Annotated in this window: 15 protein-coding genes; 7 read left to right on the top strand and 8 right to left on the bottom strand. The window is 57.0% G+C overall.

Going from position 1 to position 19,583, the window contains the following annotated elements; translation table 11 throughout:
* The first annotated feature begins 231 nt into the window (after positions 1-231).
* Positions 232-1,641 (top strand): D-serine/D-alanine/glycine transporter, encoded by a 1,410-nt coding sequence (cycA, locus tag IM273_RS09750; protein ID WP_047366984.1) that lies wholly within the window; start codon positions 232-234, stop codon positions 1,639-1,641.
* 86 nt (positions 1,642-1,727) lie between these two features.
* Here the strand turns inward: cycA and ytfE are convergent, their stop codons facing one another.
* Positions 1,728-2,390, bottom strand: a complete 663-nt coding sequence (ytfE, locus tag IM273_RS09745) for an iron-sulfur cluster repair protein YtfE (RefSeq protein WP_045631260.1) — start codon at positions 2,388-2,390, stop codon at positions 1,728-1,730.
* 244 nt (positions 2,391-2,634) lie between these two features.
* Between ytfE and IM273_RS09740 the strand changes: the two genes are divergently transcribed.
* Entirely contained in the window at positions 2,635-4,284 is a 1,650-nt protein-coding gene (locus IM273_RS09740; RefSeq protein WP_045259627.1) for a methyl-accepting chemotaxis protein, read from the top strand.
* 38 nt (positions 4,285-4,322) lie between these two features.
* Here the strand turns inward: IM273_RS09740 and IM273_RS09735 are convergent, their stop codons facing one another.
* The 3 genes from IM273_RS09735 to IM273_RS09725 all read right to left on the bottom strand — a co-directional run bounded on the left by IM273_RS09735 (position 4,323) and on the right by IM273_RS09725 (position 7,118).
* Entirely contained in the window at positions 4,323-5,288 is a 966-nt protein-coding gene (locus IM273_RS09735; RefSeq protein ID WP_045631258.1) for a DMT family transporter, read from the bottom strand.
* 75 nt (positions 5,289-5,363) lie between these two features.
* Positions 5,364-6,188 (bottom strand): AraC family transcriptional regulator, encoded by an 825-nt coding sequence (locus IM273_RS09730; RefSeq protein WP_193051136.1) that lies wholly within the window; start codon positions 6,186-6,188, stop codon positions 5,364-5,366.
* An 81-nt stretch (positions 6,189-6,269) separates the two neighbouring features.
* Positions 6,270-7,118: an SDR family oxidoreductase gene (locus IM273_RS09725; RefSeq protein WP_193051135.1), complete on the bottom strand. Its 849-nt coding sequence runs from the start codon at positions 7,116-7,118 to the stop codon at positions 6,270-6,272.
* Between the two features lie 84 nt (positions 7,119-7,202).
* On the opposite strand from IM273_RS09725, the gene IM273_RS09720 reads away from it, so the two are divergent.
* Positions 7,203-7,589, top strand: coding sequence for a helix-turn-helix domain-containing protein (locus tag IM273_RS09720; protein WP_028015279.1), 387 nt, complete (start codon positions 7,203-7,205; stop codon positions 7,587-7,589).
* Between the two features lie 40 nt (positions 7,590-7,629).
* Here the strand turns inward: IM273_RS09720 and IM273_RS09715 are convergent, their stop codons facing one another.
* Positions 7,630-9,573, bottom strand: coding sequence for a bifunctional 2',3'-cyclic-nucleotide 2'-phosphodiesterase/3'-nucleotidase (locus IM273_RS09715; RefSeq protein ID WP_193051134.1), 1,944 nt, complete (start codon positions 9,571-9,573; stop codon positions 7,630-7,632).
* Between the two features lie 190 nt (positions 9,574-9,763).
* Between IM273_RS09715 and cysQ the strand changes: the two genes are divergently transcribed.
* The gene (gene cysQ, locus IM273_RS09710) at positions 9,764-10,504 is read left to right on the top strand and encodes a 3'(2'),5'-bisphosphate nucleotidase CysQ (protein WP_028015281.1); all 741 of its coding nucleotides are present in this window, start codon (positions 9,764-9,766) and stop codon (positions 10,502-10,504) included.
* Here the strand turns inward: cysQ and IM273_RS09705 are convergent.
* Positions 10,498-11,055: a YtfJ family protein gene (locus IM273_RS09705; protein WP_048959079.1), complete on the bottom strand. Its 558-nt coding sequence runs from the start codon at positions 11,053-11,055 to the stop codon at positions 10,498-10,500. The genes cysQ and IM273_RS09705 overlap by 7 nt on opposite strands.
* Before the next feature lie 324 nt (positions 11,056-11,379).
* Between IM273_RS09705 and IM273_RS09700 the strand changes: the two genes are divergently transcribed.
* Complete coding sequence (locus tag IM273_RS09700; RefSeq protein ID WP_008501430.1) at positions 11,380-11,586, top strand: DUF1107 domain-containing protein; 207 nt, start codon at positions 11,380-11,382, stop codon at positions 11,584-11,586.
* Between the two features lie 75 nt (positions 11,587-11,661).
* On the opposite strand, the gene IM273_RS09695 is transcribed toward IM273_RS09700, so the two are convergent.
* The gene (locus tag IM273_RS09695) at positions 11,662-12,999 is read right to left on the bottom strand and encodes a hemolysin family protein (protein WP_028015283.1); all 1,338 of its coding nucleotides are present in this window, start codon (positions 12,997-12,999) and stop codon (positions 11,662-11,664) included.
* 211 nt (positions 13,000-13,210) lie between these two features.
* Positions 13,211-13,852, bottom strand: coding sequence for a peptide-methionine (S)-S-oxide reductase MsrA (msrA, locus tag IM273_RS09690; RefSeq protein WP_028015284.1), 642 nt, complete (start codon positions 13,850-13,852; stop codon positions 13,211-13,213).
* Between the two features lie 222 nt (positions 13,853-14,074).
* Between msrA and tamA the strand changes: the two genes are divergently transcribed.
* Together tamA and tamB are read left to right on the top strand one after the other, a co-directional pair.
* A complete protein-coding gene (gene tamA / locus IM273_RS09685; protein ID WP_045259622.1) occupies positions 14,075-15,808 on the top strand; it encodes an autotransporter assembly complex protein TamA in 1,734 nt (577 codons plus the stop codon).
* A complete protein-coding gene (tamB, locus tag IM273_RS09680) occupies positions 15,805-19,581 on the top strand; it encodes an autotransporter assembly complex protein TamB (RefSeq protein ID WP_193051133.1) in 3,777 nt (1,258 codons plus the stop codon). Before tamA ends, tamB begins: the two co-directional genes overlap by 4 nt.
* The last annotated feature ends 2 nt before the right edge of the window (positions 19,582-19,583 follow it).

The following is a 19,583-nucleotide window of genomic DNA, read 5'->3' as shown; positions in this document are numbered from 1 at the left end:
ATCTTGCAAACGAAACTGTTGCGTGTATTTTTGTGAGCTGTTTCGCGCTGTATGAGTGATATGACACTCACTTTCAACATATTATTAACATAATATCTAAATCATAGTATTCATCCCGCCGATTCTTACCTAATATCGATAAACCCTTACGAAGGGACCGTCATTTATTTGACGTTTTTAAAGGCCAGAAGAGCCTTAACAACACAGACAGGCATAAACAGGAAAAATTACATGGTAGATCAGGTCAAAGTCGCCGCTGCAGAAGAGGCGACGTCTGAACAGTCGCTACGGCGCAATCTCACAAACCGTCATATACAGCTTATCGCCATCGGCGGTGCCATCGGCACCGGGCTGTTTATGGGGTCCGGCAAAACCATCAGTCTTGCCGGGCCGTCGATCATCTTCGTTTATATGATCATCGGTTTTATGCTCTTCTTCGTGATGCGCGCAATGGGTGAATTGCTGCTCTCGAACCTCGAATACAAATCCTTCAGCGACTTCGCGTCGGACCTGCTCGGCCCGTGGGCGGGCTACTTTACCGGCTGGACCTACTGGTTCTGCTGGGTGGTCACCGGCATGGCGGACGTCGTGGCGATTACCGCTTACGCGCAGTTCTGGTTCCCGGGGCTGTCGGACTGGGTCGCCTCGCTGGCGGTGATTATTCTGCTGCTGAGCCTGAACCTTGCCACCGTGAAAATGTTCGGTGAGATGGAGTTCTGGTTCGCGATGATCAAGATTGTCGCTATCGTGGGGCTGATTGTGGTGGGCCTGGTGATGGTCCTGACGCACTTCCAGTCGCCAACGGGCGTTCAGGCGTCCTTCACCCATCTGTGGAATGACGGCGGCTGGTTCCCGAAAGGCATCAGCGGCTTCTTTGCGGGCTTCCAGATTGCGGTGTTTGCGTTTGTGGGGATTGAGCTTGTCGGAACGACCGCTGCGGAAACCAAAGATCCGGAGAAGTCCCTGCCGCGCGCCATCAACTCCATACCGGTGCGTATCATCATGTTCTACGTCTTCGCGCTGATCATCATCATGTCCGTGACGCCGTGGAGCTCCGTGGTGCCCAGCAAGAGCCCGTTCGTTGAGCTGTTCGTACTGGTAGGGCTGCCTGCTGCGGCGAGCCTGATTAACTTCGTGGTGCTGACCTCTGCGGCCTCTTCCGCGAACAGCGGCGTGTTCTCAACCAGCCGTATGCTGTTTGGTCTGGCGCAGGAGGGCGTAGCGCCGAGCGCCTTTGCGAAACTCTCTAAACGTGCGGTACCGGCGAAAGGGCTGACCTTCTCCTGCATGTGCCTGCTGGGTGGCGTGGTGATGCTCTACGTAAACCCAAGCGTAATTGGCGCGTTTACCATGATCACCACGGTGTCGGCGATCCTGTTCATGTTCGTCTGGACCATTATCCTGTGCTCGTACCTCGTGTACCGCAAACAGCGTCCGCACCTGCATGAGAAGTCGATCTACAAGATGCCGCTGGGCAAGCTGATGTGCTGGGTGTGCATGGCGTTCTTCGTGTTCGTGCTGGTGCTGCTGACGCTCGAAGATGACACCCGTCAGGCGCTGGTCGTCACGCCGCTGTGGTTTATCGCGCTGGGGCTGGGCTGGCTGTTTATCGGTAAGAAACGTATGGCAGGCATGCGTTAAGCATATTGCCGGGTGGCGCTGACGCTTACCCGGCCTATGTTCGAGGACGTTGTAGGCCCGGTAAGCGCTAGCGCTACCGGGCTTTTTTATTCCCCCGCCAATGCCCGCGGGAATAGCACGTTATTCTCAAGACTGATGTGCTCCATCAGGTCGTCAATCATCTCGTTAATGCCGTTGTACATCGCTTTCCAGGTGGTGCACGCTTCCGGCGGCGGCGTGACGTTGTTAGTGGTGTGTTTGATCACGTCCAGCAGTTCGCCCGCGTCATCGTGCTCGCTTTCCATTACGCTGATAGGCCCCATCGCCTGGCTTCCCATTCCCTGTTTAATCATCGGGAAGAGGATCTGCTCTTCTTTCATCATGTGGCTGGAAAGCTCTTCATGCAGCATGGTCAGGTATTTTGCCAGACCGCGCGGCACGGAAGGCTTGTCGGCATGTACGCGCTCAACTTTCGTTGCCTGCAGGATCAGCTCAGGCAGCTGTTCACGGTGGCGGTCGTGGTAACGCACGATGATATGGTCGATGATTTCCGTGAGCGGGGCGGTGCGCCAGTCTTTTTCAACAGGCTGTTCAGCCAGCAGCGCCAGTTCCGCTTCGATAGCCTCCACGTCCAGCTCCTTGCGCGATGCCGCTCGCGCCAGCGTTTGCTTACCGCCGCAGCAGTAATCCATATCGTATTTACGGAACAGCGCGGAAGCGCGAGGGATGGAGAGCGCCAGCTCGCCGAGGGGTTGGTCGCGAAAGGCCATAGCAGTTACCTCGTCATTAAAAATATAAGATGCATATTAAATGCATCTTTAAGGCGGCGCTATAACCCTTTAGAGGGAAGGGGGAAAATGCGACACGGATCACAAAAAAATGTCCCGTTTAACTCCCTGAATGGATTTAGGAAAGTGGTTTAGAAAGTTTTTAAAGGTGGAGAAACAGTAAACAACCCGCCGCGCGTGCCGATAGATACACGTCAGACAAACCTGCATATAACAAAGGCAACGCATGTTTAAACGTATAAAAGTCATTACTCTTCTTATTTCGGTGCTGCTTGTGCTCGGCATCATGCAAGTGATTTCCGCGGGTATCTTTATCAACGCGCTGAATAACGATAAAGACAACTTCACCGTGTCGCAGCTTTCCAGCCAGAACGTGGCGGAATTTACCGACGCCTGGATCAGCCTGAACCAGGCGCGCGTCACGCTAAACCGCGGGATGCTGCGTCTGCAAAGCAGCATGGCCTCTCAGATTAACGGCGGACAGCTGAACGAGCTGGTTAACACCGCGAAAAATCTGCTGGCCAATGCGCAGGTCCATTACGACAAATACTACGCCCTGCCGAATACCCCGGGTCTGGATGAGAACCTGGCCGATCGGCTGGAAGAGCAGTACCGCATCTACTCCGCCACGTTGACGCAAATGAACGTTCTGCTGGGCCAGGGCAACCTGGAAGATATGTTCAAGCAGAATGCCGAACAGAAGCAGACGGCAATGCAAAAGGTCTATCGCGAGTGGCGCGAGGCGCAGGCTGCGCTCACCAGTAAAGGCATTCAGGATAACGAAAGCGACTACAAGCGCATCCTGTGGATCCTTTCTGCCGTCATGATCCTCGTCATTGCGGTGATTATCTCCAGCTGGATCGCCATGCGCCGGGTGCTGCTGCTGCCGCTGGAAGAGGTGATCAACCATATCCGCGCCATCGCGGCAGGGGATTTAACCCAGCCGATTCAGGCTGAAGGCAAAAACGAAATGGCTATCCTGGCGCGCAACGTGCAGGAGATGCAAACCTCGCTGGCGAACACCGTGGGCGTGGTGCGTGAAGGCGCAGACACCATCTATACCGGTGCGGGTGAAATCTCGGCGGGCAGCAATGACCTCTCTTCCCGTACCGAGCAGCAGGCCGCGTCTCTGGAAGAGACGGCAGCCAGCATGGAACAGCTGACCGCCACCGTGAAGCAGAACGCGGATAACGCGCGTCAGGCGTCTCGTCTGGCGCTGGATGCCTCCTCAACCGCGAAGAAGGGCGGTAACGTGGTGGAAGGCGTGGTGCGCACCATGGATGAGATCGCCACCAGCTCCAGCAAAATCGCACAAATTACTAACGTTATCGACGGCATTGCCTTCCAGACCAACATTCTGGCGCTGAACGCGGCGGTGGAAGCGGCGCGTGCGGGCGAGCAGGGCCGTGGCTTTGCGGTGGTTGCAGGAGAAGTACGCACGCTTGCCCAGCGCAGCGCCCAGGCGGCAAAAGAGATTAAGGCGCTGATCGATGATTCCGGCGAGCGCGTGAACGCCGGCTCGCAGCTAGTGAACGAAGCGGGCGCGACGATGGCGGAAATCGTTAACGCGGTTACCCGCGTGACCGACATCATGGGCGAAATTGCCTCTGCCTCTGACGAGCAGAGCCGCGGTATCGACCAGGTTGGTCAGGCGGTAGCCGAGATGGACCGCGTGACCCAGCAGAACGCCTCGCTGGTGGAGGAGTCTGCGGCGGCAGCGGCGGCGCTGGAAGATCAGGCCGCACGCCTGAACGAAGCGGTAGCGGTGTTCAAAATAACGCGTAATCAGGCGGTCAAAGCGGCACCGGTGAAAACCTATGTGCCAAAAGCGCAGCCAGCAGCGACGGCGTCTGAAGCGAACTGGGAAACGTTTTAACATCATGCCGGGTAAGGCGTAGCCGCCACCCGGCAAAATCATACCTCCGAAGCCGGAACAACCCTCGGTTTTTCCGGCTTCGCTCTTACCGCCATCACCACCCCCACCACCAGCAGCGCGATCCCGCAGGCCGTTAACAGCGGCGGCACGCTCTGGCGCATCAGGAAGGTGTACAGCAGCCCGGCCAGGGTTTCGAACACAATCAGCGGCCCTAAGATCACCGTCGGCAGCTTCTGGCTGGCAATGTTCCAGCACAGCGCGCCCACCCAGGAGCACAGCACCGCAATCGCAACCATTAAGCCTATAAAGACCCAGGGTCTTGGCCCGAAGGGCTGGGCAAATTCCGGCTGCTGATGACCCAGCCAGAGGCATGCGCCGGCATACCCCACTAACGAGACGGGGAGCGTGACCAGCGCCTGCGCCGTTGCCCACATCATCGGGTGTTTGTCCGGGTTCTCCCGCAGCCAGCGCGCATTGCGCAGGGCGTACCAGGCCCAGCACGCGACCGAGATGAACGCTAAAACGATCCCCGAACCGTAACGCCATAAGCTGAAGTCTGCCAGGCCGTGGCGCAGCTCGGCGATATTGACGCACACCAGCCCCACGGCGGTGCAGGCCAGGGCGGGTATCATTTTCGACCACGCCAGCTTGCCGTCCCGATGGCTATAAAGCAGATTCGCGAAGATGGGGATGACCACCGGCAGCGTGCCGATAATCATGGTCGACACCGGGGCACCGGTTCGCTGAATGGCGCTTGCCAGGCAGACGTAATAGATGAGATTGCCCATCATGGTCAGCGCCAGCGCGGTGCCCCAGTCCTGACGGCTGAGCTGTCGCAAGCGCGTACGCCCCAGCCATGCCAGAGGAAGGGCAATCAGCCCGAGCGCCAGATAACGTCCGGTAGACTGCAATATCGCCGGGTATTCCGGCACGATTAGAGGGCCGACAAAGATCAGCCCCCACATCAGACCTGCAAGCAGGGCATACAACACGCCGCTAATCATTTTTCCATCCACATTGATTTACTCTGCACTCAGTCTAGAAGGGGGAAACGCGCGCGTATTGTATGAGATTGCGCATTAGCGCCGGGTGACCTGTTTCTGGTAGCGCACGGGCGTAATGCCGTAGCGGCGGGTAAAGGCGCGGGTTAAATGCGACTGGTCGGTCAGCCCCGTTGCGGCGGCGACTTCGGCGGCGGGCATACCGTGGGTGAGAAACGCTTTGGCGCGCCACAGGCGGATGGCCATCAACATCTGGTGCGGCGTAACGTGAAAATGGGCTTTGAACTGGCGCTGGAAATGGTACGGGCTGAGCGAGACAACGTTCGCCAGTTCGTCCAGCGTCAGGGCGTGCATATAGTTGTCGTGCAAATACTCGCGCACGCGCTCGAAACGGTGTGCGCCTTCCTGAACCACCGGCGCGTGATGGGCTAGCGGCTGAAAGGTCTCGATCAGATCCAGCAATAAGCCTTTTTGCGCCAGCGGATCGTCCGTATGCCACAGGCCGTAAATTAGCCTGCCGATCTGCTGAGAGCGGTGCGGGTCGTAACGGGTTACGTCGCTGAACCACCAGTGGCGCAGGCCGGTTACCTCTTCCAGAAGATCGGGTTCGATGTAGACCATCCGGTAGCGCCAGCCGTCTTCGGTCGCGGACTCCCCGGTATGGATCTCGTCCGGGTTCATGGTAACAACGGATTTTTCAGGTGCGAGATGCTGGGTGCCGCGATAGCGAAAGCGTTGGGCGCCGGTTTCGATGGTGCCGATGCCGAAGGCTTCATGAGTGTGGGGCTCAAAGGCGTAGTCAGAGATATGCGCGTGATAGAGTTCAAGGCCCGGCAGCTGCGCCAGATGGCGAAAGCGCGCGCTGTCTCTCTCGTCAGTAAACTGTTCCGGTACGCCTTGCACGATGAGCCTCCTCATGGGTCATCACACCATTATCAGAGATGACCCGAGGGGATGCCACAAAAAATAACCAATCCGTAACAATTACAGAATGGCTTTGACGCTCTCCGCCAGCGGTGTGGTCGGGCGGCCGATCAGCTTGCTCAGGGTACGGCTGTCGTCAAACAGGCCGCCTTTGGACGCGCCCACGTCGGAGTCCGCCAGCATATCCGCCAGCCCGGCGGGTAAACCCACGCTCTTCAATGCGGCTGCAAAGTCCGCTTCGCTCAGGTTTTGATACGCCACAGGTTTACCACTCTGCTTACTCAGTTCCGCCGCCAGCTCGCTCAATGTCCAGCCGTGGTCGCCTGCCAGTTCGTATACCTTGCCCGCATGACCCTCTTCAGCGATCACTTTGGCTGCCGCCGCGGCATAGTCTGCGCGGGTGGCAGAGGCAATTTTGCCTTCGCCTGCGGCACCAATGAATACGCCGTGTTCCAGCGCAGGCGGCGCGCTCGCCAGGTAGTTTTCGGTGTACCAGCCGTTGCGCAGCAGGGCGTATGGCACGCCAGATTCTGCCAACGCTTTCTCGGTTTCGACATGTTCAACGTGCAGACCCAGCGGTGATTTATCCGCGTGCAGCAGGCTGGTGTAGGCGATAAATTTCACGCCTGCCGCTTTGGCGGCGTTGATCACGTTCTGGTGCTGGGTCGCGCGCTGGCCCACTTCGCTTGAGGAGATGAGCAGCAGCTTTTCCACGCCGCTCAGCGCGGCAGTAAAGGCGGCCTTATCGGTGTAATCCGCCTGACGAACCACAATACCCTGGTTGCTTAACGCTTCAGCTTTCGCCAGGTTACGAACAATGGCAACAATCTGGTTTGCTGGAACGGTTTTCAGCAGTTCTTCAATAACGTGCTGGCCAAGCTGGCCGGTAGCGCCGGTAATCGCGATCATGATAAATCTCCTTCGTGTTTGTCTGGTGTTGTGGCACACTATCACCATAGCTAACTTTTAGTAAGTACGCACAAAAAGGTAAGTATGAAAAAAACGATCCCAACGCTCAGCGAGCAAATGCGCGATGGCAATCTCTTCGCGGAACAGTGCCCTTCACGGGAGGTGCTTAAACACGTTACCAGCCGCTGGGGCGTGCTGATTCTGCTGGCTCTGCGCGGAGGAACGCACCGTTTTAGCGAGCTGCGCCATAAAATGGGCGGGGTGAGCGAAAAGATGCTGTCCCAGTCGCTTCAGGCGCTGGAGCAGGACGGGTTTGTCGATCGCGTGTCGTATCCGGTCGTGCCGCCGCACGTCGAGTATAGCCTGACACCGATGGGCATTGAGGTGAGCGAGAAAGTCGCCGCGCTGGCGGACTGGATTGAAGTCAATACGCCGAAGGTGATGGCGAATCGGGATGAGCGTGCGGCGTAAAAGCCGGGTGGCGGTTTCGCCTTACCCGGCACAATCACCGCTACCTGCTTAAATCCACCTGATAAATCGCGAACCCGATATCATCCGTCGCAACCTTCTTCATCGGATACTGCGCCTTATCCTTAATAAACGCGGCTGCTTTATCGGACGGTGACGTTTCAAAGCGGATATCCAGTTTCGCATCGCTGTGGATTGGCGCAAGACGCCAGTTGTTATCCACCGCCGGGTGAATTTCGCCCGCCTTCTTCGACTCCGCGCCGATCCACGCCGCCAGCACCGAGCGGTTTTCGTCCGGTGACGCAAAAGCGATGTGGCTATCGCCCGTACCGGCAAACTTGCCGCCGTAGGCGCGGTAGTTATTGGTCACGACCAGGAAGGTTGCATTCGGGTCGATCGCCTTGCCGTTGAACGTCAGGTTTTTGATGCGTTCGGCCTGCGGGTTAATCGCCTGGCACTCGCCGTCATATTTCGCCGGCTGGGTGACGTCAATCTGGTAATTTACGCCGTCGATCACGTCGAAGTTGTAGGTGCGGAAGCCGTCCCAGTTAATCAGCGGCTGTGGTTTACTGCTCTTCGGGTCGATCTGGTTAAACTGCCCGGCGGAGCACTCCAGCCACTCCTTCACCTCTTTCCCCGTGGCTTTAACCACCACCAGGGTATTCGGGTAGAGATAGAGATCGGCGGCGTTACGGAAGGTCAGCTGGCCTTTTTCGACCTCAACATAGCTTGCCGGGTCGTTCTTGCGTCCGCCCACTTTGAATGGCGCTGCGGCAGACAGCACCGGCAGCTTTGCCAGATCCGGATCGCCCTGAACAAAGTGTTCGGCATAGGCTTTCTGGGCCATGTTGACCACCTGAACGGTCGGATCATCCTGCACCAGCGCCAGGAAGCTGTACATGTTGTCGGCGGATTTGCCGATCGGCTTGCTGACGAATTCGCGGGTGGCGTCGTGGTCGTGCTTCAGCACGTCGACCAGCTTTTTATCTTCACCTGCCAGGGATTTTTTAGCCGCCGCGTCGTAAATCGGGCGCGCTTCGGCTTTTGACTGCGTCACCTTCCAGCTGCCGCTGTCGTTATTTAGCACCAGATCCACCACGCCAAGGTGGTCGCCCCACATGCCCGGCATCACCGACGGCACGCCGTTGAGCGTCCCTTTCTCGATATCCGCCCCTTTAATGCTGGCGAAATCTTTGCCCGGGAAAACGGCGTGAGCGTGGCCGAACAGGATCGCGTCAACGCCCGGGACTCCGCTCAGATAATAAACGGAGTTCTCCGCCATGGCCTGGTACGGGTCGGCTGACAGGCCTGAGTGAGCCACCACGACAACGACATCCGCACCTTTCGCACGCATTTCCGGCACGTACTTGCGCGCGGTTTCGGTAATGTCATTAACGGTCACTTTGCCGTCGAGGTTGGCTTTATCCCAGGTCATGATCTGCGGCGGTACGAAGCCGATATAGCCGATTTTCAGCGTCTGCTTTTTACCGTCCCGATCGACAACTTCACTCTCTTTAATCAGGTATGGGGTAAAGAGCGGCTTTTGCGTCTTAACGTCGATGATATTGGCGTTAACGTACGGGAACTTCGCGCCGGCCAGCGCATCGTGCAGGTATTTCAGGCCGTAGTTGAATTCGTGGTTGCCCAGGTTGCCGACGGCATAGTCCAGCGTGTTCATCGCTTTATAAACGGGATGGATCTCGCCTTTCTTCAGACCTTTCGCCGCCATGTAGTCGCCGAGCGGGCTGCCCTGAATGAGATCGCCGTTGTCCACCAGCACGCTATTTTTGACTTCACCCCGCGCGGCGTTGATCAAACTTGCTGTACGTACCAGTCCGAATTTTTCCGTAGGGGTATCTTTGTAGTAATCGAAGTCCATCATATTGCTGTGCAGATCGGTCGTTTCCAGAATACGCAGATCTACCGTCGCCGCCTGCACGCTCGCTGCAATCAGCGTCGCCAGAAGCGTTGCACTAAACTTAATCATCAGAGGAGTCCTTTTTTCGATCCGTTCCACAAAAGAGTATGTATCTATCGTTTGTTGCTTACAGAAATGTGAATCCTGACAGAAAAAAGCGACCTGAAACCGGAATTGCTTCACAGATAGCGGAATTGTTCACATTACGATATAACTAAAACAAAGAGTTAACCTCACTGCGTTAACAAAGAGGTGGAAAATGCTAGATAAGATTTGTCAGCTCGCACGGGATGCGGGAGATGCCATCATGCAGGTGTATGACGGTGTTAAACCGATGGAGGTCGTCAGCAAGGCGGACGACTCCCCGGTCACGGCGGCCGATATCGCGGCGCATAAGGTGATCCTGCAAGGTCTGCAGGCCTTAACGCCGGATATCCCCGTTCTGTCTGAAGAAGCGCCGCAAAGCTGGGACGAGCGCCAGCACTGGCAGCGCTACTGGCTGGTCGATCCGCTGGACGGGACAAAAGAGTTCATCAAGCGCAACGGTGAGTTCACCGTCAATATTGCCCTGATTGAGAAGGGTAAAGCGGTGCTCGGCGTGGTCTACGCGCCGGTAATGAAGGTGATGTACAGCGCTGCAGAAGGGAAGGCCTGGAAGGAGGAGTGCGGCGTACGCAAGCAGATCCAGGTGCGCGATGCCCGTCCACCGCTGGTGGTGATTAGCCGCTCGCACAGCGACAGCGAGCTGGAGGAATACCTGCAACAGCTGGGTGAACACCAGACCACCTCGATTGGCTCGTCGCTGAAATTCTGCCTGGTGGCGGAAGGTCAGGCGCAGCTGTATCCGCGCTTTGGGCCAACCAACGTCTGGGATACCGCGGCAGGCCATGCCGTTGCCGCGGCCGCCGGGGCGCATGTCCATGACTGGCAGGGCAAGCCGCTGGACTATACCCCGCGCGAATCATTCCTCAACCCCGGCTTCCGCGTCTCTCTTTACTGAGCCAGCAGTTTGTGCAGCAGGGCGACAACCTGCTGCACCTCTTCCTGAGTTAACGCGCCGTCTTTCACCCACTGCACGCGGCCGTCCTTATCCAGCACGATAATCGCGGAGCTCTCTTCTTCAAGCTGCCAGGCCTTACGCGTTACGCCGTTGCTGTCGACGATAAACTGCGACCACGGGTAGAGCTTTTTATTGCTCTCAAGGCTTGAGCGCACAAACATCCCGGAGCCAGGAATGGCATCATCGGTGTTCACAATCGTGGTGGTCTGGTAGCGGTCATGGGGGAATTTTGCGGCCTTGATCGCCTCCACCAGGCTGGCATTCTTCTCTTTTGCGGATGTACGACCGGCAATATGTTGTACAACTCTCACTTTGCCCGCGAGCTGCGCGCTATTCCAGGCTTTATAGCTAAACTTATCATTGTCGAGAATCAATTCTCCCCGGTCAGCAATGCCGACTGGCGGTACACGTTGTCCTTTTTCAATGCTGTGAGCGGAAGCCCACAGGGGCAGCAGCAGACAAGCTGCCGCAAGGATATTACGTAGGGTCATGGCGTTTCCTTATTGTTTGCAGGTGATCCGACCACTTGGTCATACGCTTTTAATCATAAGTGCGATCAATGTGGTTTTCCCGCAATCCCAGTGCCAGTTTGCGGGTGAACGCACATATCCATGAAAAAACGACGGCTTATACTGCTCTCTATCACGCTTTGCAAAGATTATTCTGAATAATTGTAATCAAACGGTAAATAAACTTATGCACACTGGGTAACACCGTAGTTCTGGTCTATAGTCATTGGGCATCAAAATTTGCGCTCAGGACAGTCGGGCCGATTGTGGCACCGCAAGAGCGTATGATTCGCAGGAGATACAAGAATGAAAATTTTCCAACGCTACAACCCGCTTCAGGTGGCGAAGTACGTGAAGATCCTGTTCCGTGGACGGTTGTACATCAAGGATGTTGGCGCTTTTGAGTTTGATAAGGGCAAGATCCTTGTCCCAAAAGTGAAGGACAAACAGCACCTGTCTGTGATGTCCGAAGTCAACCGTCAGGTTATGCGTCTGCAAACTGAGATGGCTTAACCAACGTGCTATGCAGTAGGTAGTTAAAAAGACGGCTCCCGATGGGAGCCGTTGATGTTTGTGGGGGTAGGTACGTTATGCCGACACCTTCTCTTCCGCGTCCGGCAGCTTCGGCACCAGTACGGTCGGCTTGTTGTCAATACGCGTCACCAGCAGCTGGTCGATGCGGTAGTTATCAATATCCACCACCTCAAACTTGTAGCCGGAGAACTTCACCGAGTCGGTGCGTTTCGGGATTTTACGCAGCATAAACATCATAAAGCCGCCGATGGTTTCGTAGTTACCGGACTGCGGGAACTCGTCGATATCCAGCACGCGCATGACGTCTTCAATCGGCGTACCGCCGTCGATCAGCCATGAATTATCGTCACGCTGAACAATCTGCTCTTCCAGTCCCTGGCCAACCAGGTCTCCCATCAGCGTGGTCATCACGTCGTTCAGCGTGATGATACCCACCACCAGCGCGTATTCATTCATGATCACCGCGAAGTCTTCCCCGGCGGTTTTGAAACTTTCCAGCGCTTCGGAGAGCGTCAGGGTGTCCGGCACAATCAGGGTATTGCGGATCTGCACGCCGCTGTTGAGCGCCAGGCTCTGGTTTGCCAGCACGCGGTTCAGCAGGTCTTTGGAGTCGACGTAACCGATGATGTGGTCGATATCTTCATTACAGACCAGGAACTTGGAGTGAGGATGCTGCGCTACTTTGTTCTTCAGGCTCTGCTCATCTTCATGTAAATCGAACCAGATAATGTTTTCGCGGCCCGTCATGGAAGAGGGCACGGTACGGGATTCCAGTTCAAATACGTTCTCAATCAGCTCGTGTTCCTGCTTACGCAGCACTCCGGCCAGCGCGCCGGCTTCCACCACCGCATAAATGTCGTCAGAGGTGATGTCGTCTTTACGCACCATTGGCAGCTTAAAGATGCGGAAAATCACGTTCGCCAGGCCGTTGAAGAACCACACCAGCGGACGAAACACATACAGACAGAAGCGCATCGGGTTGATGATACGCAAAGCTACAGCTTCTGGCGCAATCATACCGATGCGTTTCGGGGTCAGGTCTGCAAAGAGGATGAACAGGCCGGTTACCAGCGAGAAGGAGAGAATAAAGCTCAGCTGTTCGGCAAGCTCAGCGGACATGTATTTGACAAAGAGGCTATAAAACGCTGGAGAAAAGGCCGCATCGCCCACGATACCGCCGAGAATGGCGACCGCGTTAAGGCCAATCTGCACCACGGTGAAGAACATGCCGGGATTTTCCTGCATTTTCAGGATGCGGGTGGCATTGATGTTGCCCTCGTCGGCAAGCAGCTTCAGTTTGATTTTACGGGACGCGGCCAGCGAGATCTCAGATATCGAGAAAAATGCACTGACGGCAATAAGACAAAGTATTACTAAAATACTGTTTAACATAGTTTATCCGGCTTCTCGCCAGATCCTCAGAAGGGGAGTTGATACCATTTGTGTGAAAACACGTAGAACGTCAGCTCGTAGCGTTGAGCCGATTATTTCAGCGGTAGTATAGCGTAAAGAGATGTAAATCTGCCAGAGGTCACATTTTTGGCATAAAACAGACCGGACAGCGTGCGCTGTCCGGTACGGGTGACGATTTAACGGTTAATAATCAGGCCAGCTGTGGCGGCAGGCAGACGCCGATGCCCCCGATGCCGCAGTAGCCGTACGGGTTTTTGTGCAGATACTGCTGATGATCGTCCTCGGCATAGTAGAACGGCTTCGCGGTGGCGATTTCCGTGGTCACCTCGCGCGTATCGCCTGCTTCACGCATGGCCTGCTGGAAACGCTCAAGGCTGGCGCGCGCGGCGGCGTCCTGCTCAGGCGTGAGCGGATAAATGGCCGAGCGATACTGTGTGCCGTGGTCGTTGCCCTGACGCATGCCCTGCGCCGGGTCGTGGTTTTCCCAAAAGACCTGCAGGAGCTGTTCGTAGCTGATGACCGTCGGGTCATATACCACGCGTACCGCTTCCGCATGGCCGGTTTCGCCGGAGCAGACTTCGCGGTAGGTTGGATTCGGCGTATAACCGCCCGTGTAGCCGGCCGCGGTGCTGTAAACGCCGGGCAGTTGCCAGAAGAGGCGCTCAACGCCCCAGAAGCAGCCCATGGCGAACAGGGCGATTTCCATTCCATCAGGAACGTTGGTCATTGAATGGTTATTGACGGCGTGTAAGGTCGCCACAGGCATAGGGGTGTTGCGTCCCGGTAATGCATCAGCTTGTGAAACCAGATGCTTCTTGTCGAATAAACTCACGATGGGGCCTCCCGGGGTGCGATGTTTCGGTTAAGGTTGTCACGAAGCGTTTAATTGAACACAATAAATGCGCTGAATGAGACTAGATTTAATCATAAGAAATATTTGGGTGTTACACCCGTTTTCAACCCACGTTTTGGTTTTTGGCTTCCGGGCCGTATTTTGCCGCACGGCGGCGCTTCATTTGCTTCCAGGGTGGAAAAGGGATATTCAGGAGAAAACGTGACAAAAATCCGCCAGTTATGTTTAGTCAGTGTATTGCTGACAAGCGGGGTTGCCAGCGCGGCGAATGTCCGTTTGCAGGTTGAGGGGTTATCCGGGACGCTGGAAAAAAACGTGCGTGCGCAGCTGTCGACCATCCAGAGCGATGAGGTGACGCCGGACCGGCGTTTTCGCGCGCGCGTGGATGACGCGATCCGTGAAGGGCTAAAAGCGCTGGGGTATTACGAACCCACCATTGATTTCGATCTCCGCCCGCCGCCAAAGAAGGGGCGTCAGGTGCTTATTGCCCGCGTCTCGCCGGGCGAGCCGGTGCTGATTGGCGGCACGAACGTCATCCTGCGCGGCGGCGCGCGTACCGACCGCGACTACCTGGACCTGCTCAGCACGCGGCCGAAAATCGGCACCGTGCTCAACCACGGTGACTACGACCACTTCAAAAAAGAGCTGACGAGCGTCTCTCTGCGCAAGGGCTACTTCGACAGCCAGTTCAATAAAAGCCAACTGGGCATCGCGCTGGAGCGACGTCAGGCCTTCTGGGATATTGACTACGACAGCGGCGAACGCTACCGCTTTGGCGATGTAACGTTTGAAGGTTCGCAAATTCGTGAAGAGTATCTGCAAAACCTCGTGCCGTTTAAAAAAGGCGATTACTACCAGTCGAGCGATCTGGCGGAGCTGAACCGTCGCCTCTCCGCTACCGGCTGGTTTAACTCCGTGGTTGTCGCACCGGAATTTGATAAGTCTCGCAAAACCAAGGTGTTGCCGCTGCATGGCGTTGTCTCGCCGCGCACCGAGAACACCATTGAGACCGGTGTTGGCTACTCGACAGACGTCGGTCCGCGCGTGAAGACCTCCTGGAAAAAGCCGTGGATGAACTCCTACGGCCACAGCCTGACCACCAGCGCCAGCATTTCCGCACCGGAACAGCAGCTTGATTTCAGCTATAAAATACCGCTGCTGAAAAACCCGCTTGAGCAATATTACCTGGTGCAGGGCGGCTTTAAGCGTACCGATTTGAACGATACCGAGCAGGACTCGACGACGCTTGCGGTTTCACGCTTCTGGGATCTCTCCAGCGGCTGGCAGCGCGCCATTAACCTGCGCTGGAGCCTTGATCACTTTACCCAGGCAAACGTCACCAACACCACTATGCTGCTTTATCCGGGCGTGATGATCAGCCGTACCCGCTCGCGCGGCGGCCTGATGCCAACCTGGGGTGATTCACAGCGTTACTCTATCGACTACTCCAATACGATGTGGGGCTCTGACGTCGACTTCACGGTGGTGCAGGCGCAAAACGTCTGGATCCGCACGCTGTATGACAAACACCGCTTTGTGATGCGCGGCAATCTCGGCTGGATTGAGACGGGTGATTTCGAGCGCGTTCCGCCGGACCTGCGCTTCTTCGCCGGGGGCGACCGCAGCATTCGCGGGTATAAGTACAAATCGATCTCACCTGAAAACGAAAAAGGCCAACTGACCGGGGCATCCAAACTGGCGACCGGATCGCTGGAGTATCAGTACAACGTCAGCGGCAAGTGGTGGGGCGCAATGTTTGTTGACGGTGGTGAAGCGGTGAACGATATCCGCCGCAGCGATTTCAAAACCGGTGCAGGCGTGGGCGTACGCTGGCAATCACCCGTCGGACCTATCAAGCTCGATTTCGCCGTGCCGGTGGGCGACAAAGATGAACACGGATTACAGTTTTACATCGGTCTGGGGCCTGAATTATGAGTTTATGGAAGAAAATAAGCCTCGGGGTGCTGATTTTTATCGTGCTGCTGCTCGGTACGGTGGCGTTTCTGGTGGGAACGACGACCGGGCTGCATCTGCTGTTTAACGCCGCGAACCGTTGGGTGCCGGGGCTGGAAATTGGTCAGGTAACGGGCGGCTGGCGAGACCTGCGTCTGAAGAACATCCGCTACGAGCAGCCGGGCGTGGCGGTCAACGCCGGGGAATTCCATCTCGCGGTGAAGCTGGGCTGCCTGCGGGATAGCAAGCTCTGCGTGAACGATCTGTCGCTAAAAGACGTCAACGTGGCGATAGACTCAAAGAAAATGCCGAAGTCTGCGCCGGTTGAGGAAGAGGACAGCGGCCCGTTGAATCTCTCCACGCCGTACCCGATTGCGCTCTATCGGGTGGCGCTCGATAACGTCAATATCAAAATCGACGACACCACCGTTTCGGTGATGGATTTCACCTCCGGCCTGCGCTGGCAGGAGAAAAACCTCACCCTGACGTCAACCTCGCTGCAGGGGTTGCTGATCGCGCTGCCGAAAGTGGCGGACGTGGCGCAGGAAGAGATCGTCGAACCGAAGATCCAGAACCCGCAGCCGGAAGAGAAGCCGCTGGGCGAAACGCTGAAAGAACTCTTCTCGAAGCCTGTCCTGCCTGAAATGACCGACGTGCATCTGCCGCTGAACCTCAACATTGAGGAGTTCAAAGGCGAGCAGCTGCGCCTGACCGGCGACACCGATCTGACGGTCTTTAACATGCTGCTGAAAGTCAGCAGCATTGACGGCAACATGAAGCTCGACGCGCTGGATATCGATACCAACCAGGGCTCGGTGAACGCGTCAGGCAACGCCCTGCTGCGCGACAGCTGGCCGGTGGATATCACCCTCAATAGCGCCCTGAATATCGACCCGCTGAAGGGCGAAAAAGTGAAGGTTAAAGTGGGCGGGGCGCTGCGCGAGAAGCTGGATATCGGGGTGAATCTCTCCGGCCCGGTAGACATGGCCCTGCGCGCGCAAACCCAGCTGGCGGAAGCCGGGCTGCCGCTCAATCTGGAGGTTGTCAGCAAGCAGCTTTACTGGCCGTTTACCGGCGAAAAACAGTATCAGGCCGACGATCTGAAGCTGAAGCTGAGCGGCAAGATGACCGACTACACGCTCTCGTTCCGCACTGCGGTGAAGGGGCAGGGCGTGCCGCCCGCGACCATCACGCTGGATGCAAAAGGCAACGAACAGCAGGTTAACCTCGACAAGCTGACCGTCGCGGCGCTGGAAGGCAAAACGGAACTGACCGCGCTGCTCGACTGGCAGCAGGCGATCAGCTGGCGCGGCGAGCTGAAGCTGACGGGAATTAACACCGCCAAAGAGGTGCCGGACTGGCCGTCGAAGCTGGACGGGCTGATCAAAACCCGCGGCAGCCTCTACGGCGGCACGTGGCAGATGGACGTGCCGGAAATCAAGCTCACCGGGAACGTGAAGCAGAACAAGGTGAACGTTGAAGGCTCGGTGAAGGGCAACAGCTACCTGCAGTGGATTATCCCGGGACTGCACGTGGCGCTGGGCCGCAACACGGCGGATATCAAAGGCGAGCTGGGGGTAAAAGATCTCAATCTTGACGCCACCATCGACGCGCCGAATCTGGATAACGCCCTGCCGGGTCTGGGCGGTACGGCGAAAGGACTCCTGAAAGTGCGCGGCACCGTGGACGCGCCGCAGCTGTTGGCAGATATCACCGCCAACAATCTGCGCTGGCAGGAGCTGAGCGTTGCCCGCGTCCGCGTGGAAGGGGATGTGAAATCCACCGATCAGATCGGCGGCAACCTGAACCTGCGCGTGGAGCGCATTTCCCAGCCGGACGTGAACATCAGCCTGGTGACTCTGGACGCCAAAGGGAACGAGAAGCAGCACGACCTCCAGCTGCGCGTGCAGGGCGAGCCCGTCTCCGGCCAGCTTCACCTGACCGGCAGCTTCGACCGGAAGGAAACGCGCTGGAAAGGAACGCTGGACAACACCCGCTTCAACACCCCGGTGGGGCCGCTGGCGCTGTCGCGCTCCATTGCGCTGGACTACCGCAACGCCGAGCAGAAGATCAACATCGGGCCTCACTGCTGGACCAACCCGAACGCGGAGCTGTGCGTGCCGCAGACCATTGATGCGGGGGCGGAAGGGCGCGCGCAGATCAACCTGAACCGCTTCGATCTGGCGATGCTGAAACCGTTTATGCCGGACACCACGCAGGCCAGCGGCGTCTTCAGCGGGAAAGCCGATGTCGCCTGGGACACCACCAAAGAGGGGCTGCCGCAGGGCAGCGTCACGCTTTCCGGCCGTAACGTGAAGGTAACGCAGGAGGTGAACGATGCGACGCTGCCGGTGGCCTTCGACACCCTGAATGTGAGTGCAGACCTGCATAACAACCGTGCGGAGCTGGGGTGGCTTATCCGTCTGACCAACAACGGCCAGATGGACGGGCAGATACAGATTACCGATCCGCAGGGGCGGCGCAATCTGGGCGGCAACGTCAATATTCGTAACTTCAACCTGGCGATGGTCAACCCAATCTTCGCCCGCGGGGAAAAAGCCGAGGGCATGGTGAATGCCAACCTGCGCCTGGCGGGCAACGCGCAAAGCCCTCAGCTGTTCGGCCAGCTGCGGCTCAGCGGTGTGGATATCGACGGTAACTTTATGCCATTCGATATGCAGCCCAGCCAGATTGCGATGAACTTCAACGGCATGAGCTCGACGCTGAACGGCTCGGTATTAACTCAGCAGGGGCAAATCAACCTGAGCGGCGACGCGGACTGGAGCCAGCTCGACAACTGGCGCGCCCGTATTGCCGCGAAAGGCAGTAAGGTGCGCATCACCGTACCGCCAATGGTGCGCCTGGACGTCTCGCCGGACGTGGTCTTTGAGGCGACGCCAAGCCTCTTCACCCTGGATGGCCGCGTGGACGTGCCGTGGGCGCGCATCGTGGTTCACGAGGTGCCGGAAAGCGCGGTTGGCGTCTCCAGTGATGAAGTTATGCTCAATGAAAATCTGAAACCTGCCGAAGAGAAGAGCGCTGGCATACCGATTAATAGTAACCTTATCGTGCACGTGGGAAATAACGTGCGGTTGGATGCGTTTGGGCTGAAGGCGAGGCTCACGGGCGACCTGAAAGTGGCGCAGGATAAACAAGGGCTTGGCCTCAACGGGCAGATCAATATTCCTGAAGGGCGTTTCCATGCCTATGGTCAGGATCTGATTGTCCGTAAAGGCGAGCTGCTGTTCTCCGGTCCACCGGATCAACCGCTGTTGAATATCGAAGCGATTCGTAACCCGGAAGCGACGGAAAACGACGTCATTGCTGGCGTACGCGTCACCGGCTCTGCCGACGAACCGAAGGCGGAGATCTTCTCCGACCCGGCGATGTCGCAGCAGGAAGCCCTCTCTTATCTGCTGCGCGGACAGGGTCTGGACAGCGGACAAAGCGACAGTGCGGCGATGACCTCAATGTTGGTCGGTCTGGGGGTTGCACAAAGTGGGCAGGTTGTGGGTAAAATCGGCGAGACGTTCGGCGTAAGCAATCTGGCGCTGGACACCCAGGGCGTGGGTGACTCCTCGCAGGTGGTGGTCAGCGGCTATGTACTGCCGGGTCTGCAGGTAAAATATGGTGTGGGGATCTTTGACTCACTGGCAACACTCACGTTACGCTATCGCCTGATGCCTAAGCTATATCTGGAAGCAGTGTCCGGCGTAGACCAGGCACTTGATCTGCTCTATCAGTTTGAGTTTTAGCA

This window comes from Enterobacter cloacae complex sp. P13B, assembly GCF_014895915.1.
Taxonomy (GTDB): domain Bacteria; phylum Pseudomonadota; class Gammaproteobacteria; order Enterobacterales; family Enterobacteriaceae; genus Enterobacter; species Enterobacter bugandensis.
This window is presented reverse-complemented; position numbering and strand designations above follow the sequence as displayed.